Origin of the sequence: Streptomyces sp. NPDC002232 (assembly GCF_042890295.1) — a bacterium.
Lineage (GTDB): Bacteria > Actinomycetota > Actinomycetes > Streptomycetales > Streptomycetaceae > Streptomyces.
Genome location: NZ_JBIARV010000006.1, coordinates 703,120 through 716,972, shown reverse-complemented (window position 1 = coordinate 716,972; position 13,853 = coordinate 703,120). Strand labels below are relative to the sequence as shown.

Sequence of the window (13,853 nt, the reverse complement as noted above, 5' to 3'; positions counted from 1 at the left end):
ACCCGCCGGACGGACGGTCGTTGTCACGACGCTCGAAAGAACGGCCGCCACGGTCGTCGCGGTTGAAGCCACCCGACGGACGGTCGTCACGACGGAAACCGCCGGACGGACGGTCGTTGTCACGACGCTCGAAAGAACGGCCGCCACGGTCGTCGCGGTTGAAGCCACCCGACGGACGGTCGTCACGACGGAAGCCACCGGACGGACGGTCGTTGTCACGACGGAAGCCGCCGCGGTCGCCTCCGCGGAAGCCGCCGCGGTCGTCGCGGTTGAAGCCACCACGGTCACCGCGGTCGCGGCGCTCGAAGTTGCCCCGCTCGTCGCGGAAGGTCGACCGCTCCTCGCGGCGCTCCTCCGCCTTCGCGGCGCGCTCGGCCTCGACGGCGGCGGCGGCGACCTCGGCCTCGGCGGCCTCGGTCACCTCGGCCACGGCGGCCTCCGGGTCCTCGCCGCGCTCACGGGCGGCGCGGGCCACCAGGCGGTCGGCCTCCTCGCGGAGCTCGACGGCGCGGCGCTGGAGACGCTCCAGCTGCTTGGTCAGGTCGACGACCTCGCGCTCGGCCTGCTTGGCCGAGTTGTTCGCCGAGTCGGCCTGGACCTCGGTCAGCGAACGGGCGCCGGTGATCTCGGCGACCTCGGGGTCGAAGGCGCCGGCGCCGCCGACGATGTGGCGCGAGGCGTCGACGCCCGCGTCCTCCATGAGGCGGAAGATCTGGCGGCGCTGGTGCGGCAGGGCCAGGGAGACCACGACGCCGGAGCGGCCGGCGCGGGCGGTGCGGCCCGAGCGGTGCAGGTAGTCCTTGTGGTCGCCGGCCGGGTCCACGTTCAGGACCAGGTCGATGCCGTCGACGTGGATGCCTCGGGCGGCGACGTCGGTCGCGACGAGCGCGTTGACGTAGCCGTCCTTGAAGTCGGCCAGGGTGCGCGTGCGGGCGCCCTGGGTCATGCCGCCGTGCAGGGCGTCGGCCTTCACACCGGACTCGCGGAGCTGCTCGGCGATGCGGTCGGCGCCCAGCTGGGTGCGGACGAAGATGATCGTGCGGCCCTTGCGGGCGGCGATGGCGGCGGTGACCGGCGCCTTGTCCTTCGGCTTCACGACGAGGACGTGGTGGGTCATCGTGGTGACGGCACCGGCGGACGGGTCGACCTCGTGCGTGACCGGGTCCACCAGGTAGCGCTTGACCAGGCTGTCGATCTCGTTCTCCAGGGTGGCGGAGAAGAGGAGGCGCTGGCCGCCGACCGGGACCTGGTCGAGCAGCTCGGTGACCTCGGGCAGGAAGCCCAGGTCGGCCATCTGGTCGGCCTCGTCGAGGACGGCGATCTGGACGTTCTCGAGGGAGCAGGCGCCGCGGTTGATGATGTCGCGCAGGCGGCCCGGGGTGGCGACGAGGATGTCGACGCCGCGCTCCAGGGCGTAGATCTGGTTGCCCATGGACGTGCCGCCGCAGACGACCTTCATCTTGAGGCCGAGGACGTCGCCGTAGGGCTGGAGGGCGTCCGCGACCTGCATCGCGAGCTCACGGGTCGGGGTGAGGATGACGCCGCGGGGCTTCTTCTTCTCGGTGTGGCCGTCCGCGAGGGTGGCGAGCAGCGGCAGACCGAAGGAGAGGGTCTTGCCGGAGCCGGTGCGGCCCCGGCCGAGGATGTCCTTGCCGGCCAGGGCGTCCGGGATGGTCGCGGCCTGGATCGGGAAGGGGGTGGTGACGCCGTTCTGGGCGAGCTTGCGCACGACGCCCTCGGGCAGACCGAGGTCGCCGAAGGTGATGGTGGGCTCGTCCGAGACGGCCTCCTCGACGGCCGCCTCGGCGGTGTCGTCGGCCTCGAGCTCGACGATGTCGATGATCTCGTCGGCCGCTACGGCCTCGACGATCTCGTCGTTCTCGGGCATGACGGCGTGGTCAGAACTGAAAATGGACATGCGAAATGCGAAACCTTCCGGAGTCTCGGCACGCGCCCGTCAACTCCGTGATTTCGCAAATCGACCGCCTCAATGCGGTCAGCCACGGCTAGGGAGAGTACGCGCCACGCGGCGCTCTTCTGTGTCGGCGCCGGGCAATGGGATCAAACGATCTACCACCATACGCACCCTCCCCCACCTATGGCAAATCGGACTCCGTCACACCGGTCCGACCTGCGGGGACGCCGCCGGCTCCGGGGGTGCTTCGGACGCGTCCGCCGCGCGCATCTCACCCATCTGGGTGTCGGTCCCGGAGGGCGGCGGATCGGTCGGGTTGGACGTCGGCTCCGGGGTCGGTTCCGGCGTCGGGTTGGAGGTCGGCTCCGGCGTCGGCTCGGGACTCGGCACGGTCGGCTCCGGCGTGGGCGTGGAGCCGCCCCCGTCCGTACCCCCGGCGCCTCCGCCGCTGCCGCCGCTCCCGCCGCCGCCCGTGCCCCCGCCGTTCCCGCCGGAGCCCGGGCCGCCGCCCGGCACCTCGTGACCGCCACCGGCCGGCTGCGACTTCGACGGCCCCCCGGTCCCGCCCGGGCCCTGTGCGGGCACCGTGCCCGCCGAGGGCTTCGCGGTGCCGGACGGCGAGCCGCTGGGCACCGGGGACTCCTTGCCCGCACCGGCCGGGGCCGGTCCGCCCCGGTCCTGCGAGCCGCCCCAGGAGCCGCCGTCGCCGCCCTGGGCGCCGCCGCCGTCGTCGGTCCCGGCCGCCGCGCCGTGCTTCGCCCCGGACGCGCCGGGCGCCGGCTTCGCCCCCTCGTCACTCACACTCATACAGCCGCTCAGACCGGCACAGGCCGCGACGGCCAGCGCGGTGGCGGCCCATCTCACCGGGGTGGGCAAATGGCGCACGGGGGCACCTCCAGGGACACAACAGGCAGGAACGGAACGCGTCGCACTGCCCAACTCCCCAGGCACCACAAGGGACACGCCAGAAGCGGCCCGAGCCTCAGCCGTAGCCGAGCGCGTGCAGCCGCTCGTCGTCGATGCCGAAGTGGTGGGCGATCTCGTGCACGACGGTGATCTCGGTCTCCGCGACCACGTCCTCGCGCGACTCGCACATCCGCAGCGTCGGCCCCCGGTAGATCGTGATCCGGTCCGGCAGCACACCGGCGTACCACTCGCCCCGCTCGGTGAGCGGCGTCCCCTCGTAGAGGCCGAGCAGCTCGGGATCGTCGGGGGAGGGTTCGTCCTCCACGAACACGGCGACGTTGTCCATCAGCCGCGTCAGCTCCGGCGGGATCCGGTCCAGGGCCTCGGCGACGAGTTCCTCGAACTCCTCGCGCGTCATCTCCAGCACGCACCCATTCTCCCCCGCCCGGGAGCGCCTCCCCCCTGTGGAGGGAAACCGTTTTGGCGATAGCGGCAGGGATCCCATATGCTTCTCACGTCCCCGACGCACTGAGAAGTGCGCAGGTGAGCCTCTAGCCCTCATCGTCTAGTGGCCCAGGACGCCGCCCTTTCAAGGCGGTAGCACGGGTTCGAATCCCGTTGGGGGCACGCAGTACCGTGTGCGAGACTAGTGCGGACACACAAGCAAGGCTCTGTGGAGCAGTTGGTTAGCTCGCCACCCTGTCAAGGTGGAGGTCGCGGGTTCAAGTCCCGTCAGAGTCGCTGAAGCTGGAAACAGCTTCGTGGCTGGGTAGCTCAGTTGGTACGAGCGATCGCCTGAAAAGCGATAGGTCGCCGGTTCGACCCCGGCCCCAGCCACAGAGTGAAGGCCCCGTTCGAAAGAACGGGGCCTTCTTCGTGTTCCGCCGGGGAGACCCGTACGGGGACGCCGAGGAGACCCGTACGGGGAAGGGTCCGCGCCCCTTCCCCGTACGGCTCAGCCCTCCTCGCTCCGCCGTGCCCCGCGGCCCCGCAGCGCGAGTCCCCCCGCCACCGCCGCCACGATCCCGGCGAGCAGCGCCCAGTCCGGCACCGACCGGCCCAGCGCGGCGACCCGCTCCTCGACGGCGAAGGAGTCGTCCACGGACAGCAGGCCCGGCAGGGCGGTCGTCCCGTCGAAGACCAGGAAGAGCGTGCCGAGGCCGAGGAAGAAGAGGCCCGAGAGCAGCGAGGTGGAGTGCACCTCGAAGCGCCCGATCCGCAGCGGCCGGCCGCGCAGCCAGCGGCGCCGGCCCAGCTCGTACCGGTCCCAGAGCAGCGCCAGGACGAAGAGCGGGACGGCCATGCCGAGGGCGTAGACGGCGAGGAGCAGCCCGCCGTAGGCCGGGCTGCCGCTGAGCGCCGCGACCGTCAGGACGCTGCCGAGGATGGGGCCCGCACAGAAGCCGGCCAGGCCGTAGACCAGACCGAGGGCGTAGACCGAGAGCGCCGAGGTGGGGCGGATGCGGCCGCTCGCCTCGGCGATCCGGCGGGAGCGGAAGCCGAGCCCGAGGATCTGGAGGACGCCGAGGCCGATGATCAGCCAGCCGCCCGCGGTGACGAGCAGGTCCCGGTGGCCGTAGAAGAACCGCCCCGCGAGCGAGCCGGCCGCGCCGAGCGGGACCAGGGTGGTGGCCAGGCCCGCGTAGAGGAGGCCCGTCCTGGCCACGAGCTTCGCGCGCGTGTCGATCGAGTACGCGAAGAAGGCGGGCAGGAGCAGGGCGCTGCACGGGCTGAGGAGGGCGAGCAGCCCGCCGAGGAAGGCGGCGAAGTAGCCGATGCCCGAGGTCACGGCCTGGCCTTGGCCGTCTTCGCCGCCGCCTCGATGGCCTCCGTGAAGGTCTCCAGGGGCTGGGCGCCCGCGATCGGGCGGCCGTTGATCAGGAAGGACGGGGTGGAGGTGGTGCCGAGCGCGTACCCCTGCTCCTGGTCCGCGCGGACGGCCGCGCGGGCCGCGGCCCCGTCGGTGTCCCGGGCGAAGCGGGCGGCGTCGGGGACCCCGGCCTCCTTCGCGAGGGCCGCGAGCCGGTCCTCGCCGAAGCCCTTCTCCTTGGCGCCCTCGGCGTAGGCGGCCCGGTGGAACTCCCAGAAGCGGCCCTGCCGTCCGGCCGCCCAGGAGGCGCGGGCGACGGCCTCCGACTCCTCGCCGAAGATCGGGAAGTTCCGCCACTCGATGCGCAGGGTGCCGGCGTCGACGTACTTCTTCACCAGGACGGACTCGGTGTCGCGGGCGAACTTCCCGCAGTAGCCGCACTTGAAGTCGGCGTACTCGATGAGGACGACGGGCGCGTCGGCGCGGCCGAGGGCGAGCCGGTCGGAGGCGTCGCGCCGGGCGTACGCCTCCAGTTCGGCGTAGACGCCGGCGGAGGGGTCGGCGGAGACCTCCGCGACGGAGGAGGAGCCGGAGGCGCCCGGCGAGGCGGGCTTGGTGGCGGTGTACGAGACGACACCGAGCAGCACGGCGGCGGCCGCCACCCCGGAGACGAGGGCGACGGGCTTGGTCCTGGACATGCGGAAGCGCTCCTGGAGGAGTGAGGGAGGTGAGGGACGGCGGAGGACGAACCGTCCCGCCTACACCCTCAGGACCGACAGCTCCACGGGAGACGGGGGCACGCGCGCGGGTGGCTCCGGGCCCGGCGGCACGGCCGGACCGCCCGGGTCCGGCTGCCGCGGGCCGGGCGGCACCCGGTCGGCGGCCAGGGCGGGCAGCAGCTCGGCGAAGCCGTGCGCCCGCGGCGGTACGACGGGGCCCGGGGCCCCTTCGTCGGCGGGGTGCCCGGGGTCGCAGCCCGGCACCGGGGCGCCGAGCACGACCGGGGCGGCGCCGGAAGCCGGGTTCACGGAGGCGCCTCCCGAGGCGCCCCACACGACCGGGGCGGCGCCTGAAGCCGGGCTCACGGAGGCGCCTCCCGAGGCGCCCGACACGACCGGGGCGGCCCCGGACGCCGGGCTCACGGAGGCGCCGCAGACCAGGAGGCCGAGCACCAGTCCCAGCAACGCGGCGAACGCCGCCGTCGCGCGGGTGGTGCGGAACATGCGAAACCTCTCAGGCCGGGCCAGATGCCCGGAATACTACGCACCGGCGCCCGGCTCCCTTCGTAAATCGGTTCGCCGCTTCTCGTCCGCAGGTGCGATCCTGGATCCCGTATGTCTACTTCCTTCGCCGCCCTCCAGTCCGTCCTGGCCGAGGTCTCGCTGCGGGACTCCCACCGGCTCGGCCGCCGTCTCGAAGGCGCCCGCCGCATCCGCAAGCCCGAGGCCCGTGAGGCCGTCCTGGACGAGATCGCCGCCGAGGCGGCCAAGGCCAAGGAGCGCGTCGACGGGCGCGCCTCCCGCGTGCCCGCGGTCACCTACCCCGAGCAGCTGCCCGTCTCGCAGAAGAAGGACGAGATCCTGGAGGCGATACGCGACCACCAGGTCGTGATCGTCGCCGGTGAGACGGGCTCCGGAAAGACCACTCAGATCCCGAAGATCTGCCTGGAGCTGGGCCGGGGCGTCCGGGGCATGATCGGGCACACCCAGCCCCGCCGGATCGCCGCCCGCACGGTCGCCGAGCGCGTCGCGGAGGAGCTGCGGACCCCCCTCGGGGAGGCCGTCGGCTGGAAGGTCCGGTTCACCGACCAGGTGAACCCCGACGCGACCTTCGTGAAGCTGATGACGGACGGCATCCTGCTCGCCGAGATCCAGACGGACCGCGAGCTGCGCGCGTACGACACGATCATCATCGACGAGGCCCACGAGCGGTCCCTCAACATCGACTTCCTGCTCGGCTATCTGGCCCAGCTGCTCCCGAAGCGCCCCGACCTCAAGGTCGTGATCACCTCCGCGACGATCGACCCGGAGCGGTTCTCCCGCCACTTCGGCGACGCGCCGATCGTCGAGGTCTCCGGCCGCACCTATCCGGTCGAGGTCCGCTACCGGCCCCTCCTGGAGGAGGACTCCGAGGAGTCGGACCGGGACCAGATCACCGCGATCTGCGACGCGGTCGACGAGCTCCAGAAGGAGGGTCCGGGCGACGTCCTGGTCTTCCTGTCCGGCGAGCGCGAGATCCGCGACACGGCGGACGCCCTCACCAAGAAGAAGCTGTTCGACACGGAGATCCTGCCGCTGTACGCCCGGCTGTCGCACGCCGAGCAGCACCGGGTCTTCCAGGCGCACTCCGGCCGCCGGGTCGTCCTCGCGACGAACGTCGCCGAGACCTCGCTGACCGTCCCCGGCATCAAGTACGTGATCGATCCGGGCACCGCCCGCATCTCCCGCTACTCGCACCGCACCAAGGTGCAGCGCCTGCCGATCGAGCCGGTCAGCCAGGCCAGCGCCAACCAGCGCAAGGGCCGCTGCGGCCGTACGAGCGACGGCATCTGCATCCGGCTGTACTCGGAGGACGACTTCCTGACCCGTCCGGAGTTCACGGACGCGGAGATCCTCCGGACGAACCTGGCCTCCGTCATCCTCCAGATGACCGCCGCCGGCCTCGGCGACATCGAGAAGTTCCCCTTCATCGACCCGCCGGACCACCGCAACATCCGGGACGGCGTGCAGCTCCTCCAGGAGCTCGGCGCGATCGACCCGGCGGAGAAGGATCCCAAGAAGCGGCTGACCCCGCAGGGCCGGAAGCTCTCCCAGCTGCCCGTGGACCCCCGGCTCGCCCGGATGGTCCTGGAGGCCGACCGGAACGGCTGCGTCCGCGAGGTCATGGTGATCGCGGCGGCGCTGTCGATCCAGGACCCGCGCGAGCGGCCCTCGGAGAAGCAGGCGCAGGCCGACCAGCAGCACGCCCGCTTCAAGGACGAGACGAGCGACTTCCTCGCCTTCCTCAACCTGTGGCGGTACGTCCGCGAGCAGCAGAAGGAGCGCGGCTCCAGCTCCTTCCGCCGGATGTGCAAGCAGGAGTACCTGAACTTCCTGCGGATCCGCGAGTGGCAGGACATCTACAGCCAGCTGCGGACGGTCGCCAAGCAGATGGGCATCCACCTCAACGAGGAGGACGCGCCCGAGCAGTCCGTCCACGTGTCGCTGCTCTCCGGCCTGCTGAGCCACATCGGCCTGAAGGACGTGAAGGAGTCCAAGGACGGCGCGAAGGACGGCAAGCGGGAGAGCACCCGGAACGACTACCTGGGGGCCCGCAACGCCAAGTTCGCGATCTTCCCCGGTTCCGCGCTCTTCAAGAAGCCCCCCAGGTTCGTCATGTCCGCCGAGCTGGTGGAGACCTCCCGGCTCTGGGCCCGGGTCAACGCCCGGATCGAGCCCGAGTGGATCGAGCCGCTCGCGCAGCACCTGGTGAAGAAGACGTACAGCGAGCCGCACTGGGAGAAGGACCAGGCGGCCGTGATGGCCTTCGAGAAGGTGACGCTGTACGGCGTCCCGATCGTCGCCGACCGCAAGGTGAACTACGGGCGGATCGACGCGGAGACCTCCCGCGACCTCTTCATCCGGAACGCGCTCGTCGAGGGCGACTGGCGCACCCACCACAAGTTCTTCGCGGACAACCGCAAGCTCCTCACCGAGGTCGAGGAGCTGGAGCACCGGGCGCGCCGCCGGGACATCCTCGTCGACGACGAGACGCTCTTCGACTTCTACGACAAGCGCGTCCCCGAGCACGTCGTCTCCGGAGCCCACTTCGACTCCTGGTGGAAGCACAAGCGCCACGAGGAACCGGAGTTCCTCGACTTCGAGCGCGAGATGCTCATCAACGAGAAGGCCGCCGGCGTCACCAAGGACGACTACCCGGACTCCTGGCGCCAGGGCGCGCTGAAGTTCCGGGTGACGTACCAGTTCGAGCCGGGCGCGGACGCGGACGGCGTGACCGTCCATGTCCCGCTCCAGGTGCTCAACCAGGTGACGGACGAGGGCTTCGAGTGGCAGATCCCGGGGCTCCGCGCCGAGGTCGTCACGGAGCTGATCCGCTCCCTGCCGAAGCCGATCCGCCGCCACTACGTCCCCGCGCCGAACTTCGCGACCCGCTTCCTCGACTCCGTGGTCCCCGTCCAGGAGCCGCTGGCGGGCGCGCTCGCCCGGGAGCTCCAGCGGATGGTGGGCGTCCCCGTCACGGCCGAGGACTTCGACTGGGCGAAGGTCCCCGAGCACCTCAAGGTGACCTTCCGGATCGTCGACGAGCGGCGACGGAAGCTGGCCGAGGACAAGGACCTGGAGACGCTGCGGCTGAAGCTGCGCCCCAAGGCCCGTCAGGCGCTCTCCAAGGCCGCCGCGGCGGCGACGGGCGGCCCGGACGGCTCCGGGCCCTCCCTGGAGCGCACGGGCCTCAAGGACTGGACGATCGGGACGCTCACCAAGGTCTTCGAGACCAAGCGGGGCGGCCAGCCGGTCAAGGCGTTCCCGGCGCTGGTCGACGAGGGCGACTCCGTGGCCGTACGGCTCTTCGACTCGGAGGCCGAGCAGGCGCAGGCGATGTGGCGGGGCACCCGGAAGCTCATCCTGCTGAACATCCCGGTGAACCCGGCGAAGTTCGCCTCGGACAAGCTGACCAACCAGCAGAAGCTGGCCCTGTCCGCGAACCCGCACGGCTCGATCCAGGCCCTCTTCGACGACTGCGCCACCGCGGCGGCCGACCGGCTCATTGCGGACCACGGCGGCCCGGCGTGGGACGAGGAGTCCTTCCGGAAGCTGTACGACAAGGTCCGCGCGGACCTCGTCGACACGACCGTGCGGACGGTGGGCCAGGTCCAGCAGATCCTGGCGGCCTGGCAGGCGTGCGAGCGCCGGCTGAAGTCGACGAACAGCCTGGCCCTGATCAACAACCTGACCGACGTGCGCGCACAGCTCGCCTGGCTGATGCCGGCCGGCTTCGTCACCCGGACGGGCCTGAAGCGGCTGCCGGACCTGATGCGCTATCTGGTGGCGGTGGACCGGCGGCTCCAGCAGATGCCCACCGGGGTCCAGCGGGACACCACCCGGATGGAGAAGGTCCAGGAGATGCAGGACGAGTACGCCTGGCTCCTGGAACAGCTCCCGAAGGGGCGCCCGGTGCCGTCCGAGGTCACCGACATCCGCTGGATGATCGAGGAGCTGCGGGTGAGCTACTTCGCGCACGCCCTGGGCACGGCGCACCCCGTCTCGGACAAGCGGATCGTGAAGGCGATCGACGCGGCGGCCCCGTAGCGGGCCGCTCGCCGGCGGCGCTGGCGCCCCTCGCGGGTCCTCGCCGCCGGTCAGTTCGACCGCACCCCCTGACCTGCTGTACAGTCTTGCTCGCAGCCGCTTACGAGGGGCTGCGAGCAAGGCTCTGTGGAGCAGTTGGTTAGCTCGCCACCCTGTCAAGGTGGAGGTCGCGGGTTCAAGTCCCGTCAGAGTCGCTTGTCACGAAGGCCCGCATCGGAAGATGCGGGCCTTCGTTGCGTTCCCGTGTCTTGACGGGGCCGCACGCCCGCCGGTACCCCGGACTTCAGGGAATCGGGGGCCCACACCGGAGGTGGTCGCGCATGGCCGCGGCGTCCGCAGCACGGCACGACACCCGCGCGCTGCTGCGCGCCCATCTGGCGGCCGCTTCGCGGTACGGACACCTCACGCGCCACTGTGTGGTCTGCCATCGCCTCCTGAGGCTCGCCATGGAGCTCCCGGACCCGGAGGAGCCGGAGGAGCCGGAGGAGCCGGAGAACCCAGACGAGCCGGAGCGGTCGGGCGAGGGGCGCGTGGGAGCCGAGGAAGCCGAGGACGAAAGTCCCACCGACCCATGACCAACGGCGGGTTGGGAGCGATCCCGGAAGTGGCAGGCTGTTTCTTGGCAAGACCTCACGGGTGTGACGGGAGTCACTGAAACCGTTTCAGAAACCTCCGCACTTACACCCGCCCTACACCAGCCCGATTTAATATGTGCAATTGCACCACTCTTCGAGGGCCGGCGGGGACCCGGAGGGGGCGCCCCGCGGGCACAAAAAAGATCGCGCTGGACCCGGCGGAGTCCAGCGCGATCGATGACGGAGACCTGTTGGGGCAGATGCCCGTCGGCAGTACCTAGGGGTGGGCGACCGGATTGGGGGATCCGGACGGGCCCGGTGTTACGGGGTGTTGCGTGGTTCTGCAGGTTTCTGCGCGACCTCAGGCCTCGCTGCGCTGCTGCGGGATACCCGCCAGCAGCGCGCGGACCTCGGCCTCGCGGTACCGGCGGTGCCCACCCAGGGTGCGGATGGACGTGAGCTTCCCGGCCTTCGCCCAACGGGTCACCGTCTTCGGGTCCACGCGGAACATCGTGGCAACCTCGGCAGGGGTCAGCAGCGGCTCGGCATCAGGGGTGCGAGCGGTCATGAGCGGCCTCCTCGGGAGAACCGAACCAATCTCGGTTCTTTCCTCTAAATTCTGCACCTTGACCCGCGTTGCCCGAAATGGCAGAAGCGGGCCGAGTCGGTTATAGGACGAACGGCTTGTCCTCGGCACTACAACTACACCATCCGTCCAGCCACGTCGGCCAAACCGATGGAATTGCCCTCGCAGGTGTTCATCAGCGGCGGAAGTCAATGGACCATGCCATAACGGACAGTCACGCGGCTGTGACGATCAGTCACAGAGCGATCAGGAGTCCTCAGACCCCCCATAGAGTGCAATGCTGAGCGTTCCGCCCAAACTTGGGCGGAAGGAACCCTCCCCGGACTCCTTGTCCTATTTTGGCACGAGGGTGGGTGATGGGCGCAAGGGTGCGTTACGTGCTGTCCGTCACGCTTGAGCCAAAGGCCCGGATCGGGACCAACGTCCTCGCCCCGAGGGTGCGAAAGACCTGAGCCACTCGACCGGTCGTGAACCGGCCACCAGACCTCCAAGATCATTTACACCCGCCGGACATGTCTTGTCGATACCGACCTGACGAACTTGTCCGGCTGATGTCAGTTCGCGAACCGCAGGTCCCGCACCGCACGCCAGCGCTCGGCCAGCCGCCCGTACACCTCGCTCGCCGCCTCGCCGTCCCCGTCCCGCAGCGCGGCGATCCCCTCCGCCAGCTGCGCGGCCGAGCGGTCCTCCGCCAGCCACCGGGCCGGCACCGCGTGCACCAGCCCCCCGAAGTCCAGCTCCACGAGCGCCCGCGGATGGAACTCCTCCAGCCAGCGCCCCACCTCGACCAGCCCCTGCGTCATCGGACCGTCGTCGATCGACTCCCGCAGCGCCTTCAGCGCCCGCGCCAGCCGCCGCCGGGCCTGGGCCATCGTCGTCCGGTAGCGCAGCACCGGCGCCCGGCCCTCCGCCGCGTCCCCCGGCACGTACTCCCGCTCCTCGTCCCCGAAGAGCGCGAACCAGCGCAGCGGGACGTGCCAGACCCCGGTACGGATCCACGGGCGCGCGTCCGGGTTCCGGCTCAGCCACCGCTCGTAGTCGCTCGCCACCTGGGCGCGGACCACCGGCGGCAGCATCGCGTCGAGCACCGGCGCCGGGTACGGACCCGCCACCAGCTCCTCCAGGGCCAGCCAGCCGCGCAGCCGGGTCCGCCACGGGCAGACCACCACCACCCCGTCCAGGCGCGCGACGAAGGCCTCCCCGCTCTCGTGGACCGGAACCGGCACCGGGGGCGTCGGCAGCAGGTCCGCGAGCGAGCGCCGCAGCTCCTCCTGGGCCCCCGGGGCGCGCTTCCCGCGCGCGTACCGGTCCCAGTGGGACCGCTCCGGCTCGGGAAACGCGGCCAGCGGCTCGTACACGCGCAGATAGGACGCGTAGGGAACGGGGACCGAGGGGGCGACCGACATGTCGCGAATCCTTCCACGGAGGTACTCCGGGAGGGGGTGATCCTCAGCACTGCGGCCGATCTACGCCCAGGTAGCACTTACCCTCGTGCCGACCTGGTCCTCCCCCACCCACAGGGAGGGCCGCCACCGCCGCTTCGTACTTGGGAGTCACCACCGTGACCGATGTGACCGGCGTTCCTGCTGACGTACTGCACACCCTGTTCCACTCGGAGCAGGGTGGCCACGAGCAAGTCGTGCTCTGCCAGGACCGCGCCACCGGCCTCAAGGCCGTCATCGCCCTCCACTCCACCGCCCTGGGCCCCGCCCTCGGCGGCACGCGCTTCTACCCGTACGCGACCGAGGCCGAGGCCATCGCCGACGCGCTCAACCTGTCGCGCGGCATGTCGTACAAGAACGCCATGGCCGGTCTCGACCACGGCGGCGGCAAGGCCGTCATCATCGGCGACCCGGAGAAGGTCAAGACCGAGGAGCTGCTGCTCGCCTACGGGCGCATGGTGGCCTCCCTCGCCGGCCGCTACGTCACGGCCTGCGACGTCGGCACCTACGTCGCCGACATGGACGTCGTCGCCCGCACGAACCAGTGGACGACCGGCCGCTCCCCCGAGAACGGCGGCGCCGGCGACTCCTCCGTCCTCACCGCCTTCGGCGTCTTCCAGGGCATGCGCGCCTCCGCGCAGACCCTCTGGGGCGACCCGACCCTGCGCGGCCGCAAGGTCGGCGTCGCGGGCGTCGGCAAGGTCGGCCACTACCTCGTCGAGCACCTCCTGGAGGACGGCGCCGAGGTCGTGATCACCGATGTGCGCGAGGAGTCGGTGCGCCGGATCACCGACAAGCACCCCGAGGTCACCGTGGTCGCCGACACGGACGAGCTGATCCGCGTCGAGGGCCTGGACATCTACGCGCCCTGCGCGCTGGGCGGCGCCCTGAACGGCGACACCGTGCCCTTCCTCACCGCGAGCATCGTCTGCGGCGCGGCCAACAACCAGCTCGCGCACGCGGGCATCGAGAAGGACCTCGTGGAGCGCGGGATCCTCTACGCGCCCGACTACGTGGTCAACGCCGGCGGCGTGATCCAGGTCGCCGACGAGCTGCACGGCTTCGACTTCGACCGCTGCAAGGCGAAGGCCGCGAAGATCTTCGACACCACCCTGGAGATCTTCGCACGTGCGAAGGCCGACGGGATTCCGCCGGCCGCGGCGTCCGACCGGATCGCCGAGCAGCGCATGGCGGACGCCCGCCGCGCCTGACCAGCGGGCCCGGAAGCACGGAGAGCCGGCCCGCGCGGGGCCTCCCGGCGGGGTCCGTCGGGAGACTTCGCTCACGCCCCTCGGCGGGTCGGCGCTCAAGAA

At 71.2% G+C, this 13,853-nt stretch carries 11 protein-coding genes and 4 tRNA genes; 7 read left to right on the top strand and 8 right to left on the bottom strand.

Annotated features, from left to right (window positions below; translation table 11 throughout):
- The 3 genes from ACFYXU_RS31505 to ACFYXU_RS31495 form a co-directional block, all read right to left on the bottom strand.
- On the bottom strand, positions 1-1,918 hold a 1,918-nt coding region (locus ACFYXU_RS31505; RefSeq protein WP_389461095.1), incomplete at its 3' end, for a DEAD/DEAH box helicase.
- Between the two features lie 198 nt (positions 1,919-2,116).
- Positions 2,117-2,722, bottom strand: a complete 606-nt coding sequence (locus ACFYXU_RS31500; protein ID WP_376511465.1) for a hypothetical protein — start codon at positions 2,720-2,722, stop codon at positions 2,117-2,119.
- 175 nt (positions 2,723-2,897) lie between these two features.
- A complete protein-coding gene (locus ACFYXU_RS31495; RefSeq protein WP_030496497.1) occupies positions 2,898-3,248 on the bottom strand; it encodes a metallopeptidase family protein in 351 nt (116 codons plus the stop codon).
- A gap of 127 nt (positions 3,249-3,375) precedes the next feature.
- Between ACFYXU_RS31495 and ACFYXU_RS31490 the strand changes: the two genes are divergently transcribed.
- From ACFYXU_RS31490 to ACFYXU_RS31480, 3 genes are all read left to right on the top strand, one after another.
- Positions 3,376-3,448, top strand: a tRNA-Glu gene (locus tag ACFYXU_RS31490).
- Positions 3,449-3,488: 40 nt separating this feature from the next.
- A tRNA-Asp gene (locus ACFYXU_RS31485) sits at positions 3,489-3,562 on the top strand.
- A 22-nt stretch (positions 3,563-3,584) separates the two neighbouring features.
- Positions 3,585-3,658, top strand: a tRNA-Phe gene (locus tag ACFYXU_RS31480).
- Between the two features lie 118 nt (positions 3,659-3,776).
- Here the strand turns inward: ACFYXU_RS31480 and ACFYXU_RS31475 are convergent.
- From ACFYXU_RS31475 to ACFYXU_RS31465, 3 genes are read right to left on the bottom strand one after another with little or no spacing between them, the layout of a single operon-like run.
- Positions 3,777-4,610: a cytochrome c biogenesis CcdA family protein gene (locus ACFYXU_RS31475; RefSeq protein ID WP_329856273.1), complete on the bottom strand. Its 834-nt coding sequence runs from the start codon at positions 4,608-4,610 to the stop codon at positions 3,777-3,779.
- Positions 4,607-5,329: a DsbA family protein gene (locus tag ACFYXU_RS31470; RefSeq protein ID WP_389461093.1), complete on the bottom strand. Its 723-nt coding sequence runs from the start codon at positions 5,327-5,329 to the stop codon at positions 4,607-4,609. The genes ACFYXU_RS31475 and ACFYXU_RS31470 overlap by 4 nt, the downstream gene beginning before the upstream one ends.
- A gap of 60 nt (positions 5,330-5,389) precedes the next feature.
- The gene (locus ACFYXU_RS31465; protein ID WP_389461091.1) at positions 5,390-5,854 is read right to left on the bottom strand and encodes a hypothetical protein; all 465 of its coding nucleotides are present in this window, start codon (positions 5,852-5,854) and stop codon (positions 5,390-5,392) included.
- A gap of 111 nt (positions 5,855-5,965) precedes the next feature.
- Here ACFYXU_RS31465 and hrpA point away from each other — a divergent pair, with 111 nt between their 5' ends.
- The 3 genes from hrpA to ACFYXU_RS31450 all read left to right on the top strand — a co-directional run bounded on the left by hrpA (position 5,966) and on the right by ACFYXU_RS31450 (position 10,512).
- Positions 5,966-9,937 carry an ATP-dependent RNA helicase HrpA gene (gene hrpA, locus ACFYXU_RS31460; protein ID WP_376511457.1) on the top strand — a complete coding sequence of 1,324 codons (3,972 nt, stop codon included), beginning with the start codon at positions 5,966-5,968 and terminating at the stop codon, positions 9,935-9,937.
- A 120-nt stretch (positions 9,938-10,057) separates the two neighbouring features.
- A tRNA-Asp gene (locus ACFYXU_RS31455) sits at positions 10,058-10,131 on the top strand.
- 126 nt (positions 10,132-10,257) lie between these two features.
- Positions 10,258-10,512 (top strand): DUF6274 family protein, encoded by a 255-nt coding sequence (locus ACFYXU_RS31450; RefSeq protein WP_389461089.1) that lies wholly within the window; start codon positions 10,258-10,260, stop codon positions 10,510-10,512.
- 361 nt (positions 10,513-10,873) lie between these two features.
- On the opposite strand, the gene bldC is transcribed toward ACFYXU_RS31450, so the two are convergent.
- Positions 10,874-11,080, bottom strand: a complete 207-nt coding sequence (gene bldC / locus ACFYXU_RS31445) for a developmental transcriptional regulator BldC (protein WP_003949541.1) — start codon at positions 11,078-11,080, stop codon at positions 10,874-10,876.
- A gap of 572 nt (positions 11,081-11,652) precedes the next feature.
- The gene (locus ACFYXU_RS31440) at positions 11,653-12,504 is read right to left on the bottom strand and encodes a hypothetical protein (RefSeq protein ID WP_376511454.1); all 852 of its coding nucleotides are present in this window, start codon (positions 12,502-12,504) and stop codon (positions 11,653-11,655) included.
- Between the two features lie 155 nt (positions 12,505-12,659).
- Between ACFYXU_RS31440 and ACFYXU_RS31435 the strand changes: the two genes are divergently transcribed.
- Positions 12,660-13,751 (top strand): Glu/Leu/Phe/Val dehydrogenase dimerization domain-containing protein, encoded by a 1,092-nt coding sequence (locus ACFYXU_RS31435; RefSeq protein WP_329856261.1) that lies wholly within the window; start codon positions 12,660-12,662, stop codon positions 13,749-13,751.
- The last annotated feature ends 102 nt before the right edge of the window (positions 13,752-13,853 follow it).

Excerpts from the sequence above, each read along its gene's own strand:
- ACFYXU_RS31500 (WP_376511465.1), bottom strand. The coding sequence starts at position 2,722 with ATGAGTGTGAGTGACGAGGGGGCGAAGCCGGCGCCCGGCGCGTCCGGG.
- ACFYXU_RS31470 (WP_389461093.1), bottom strand. The coding sequence starts at position 5,329 with ATGTCCAGGACCAAGCCCGTCGCCCTCGTCTCCGGGGTGGCGGCCGCC.
- ACFYXU_RS31465 (WP_389461091.1), bottom strand. The coding sequence starts at position 5,854 with ATGTTCCGCACCACCCGCGCGACGGCGGCGTTCGCCGCGTTGCTGGGA.
- hrpA (WP_376511457.1), top strand. The coding sequence starts at position 5,966 with ATGTCTACTTCCTTCGCCGCCCTCCAGTCCGTCCTGGCCGAGGTCTCG.
- ACFYXU_RS31450 (WP_389461089.1), top strand. The coding sequence starts at position 10,258 with ATGGCCGCGGCGTCCGCAGCACGGCACGACACCCGCGCGCTGCTGCGC.
- bldC (WP_003949541.1), bottom strand. The coding sequence starts at position 11,080 with ATGACCGCTCGCACCCCTGATGCCGAGCCGCTGCTGACCCCTGCCGAG.
- ACFYXU_RS31440 (WP_376511454.1), bottom strand. The coding sequence starts at position 12,504 with ATGTCGGTCGCCCCCTCGGTCCCCGTTCCCTACGCGTCCTATCTGCGC.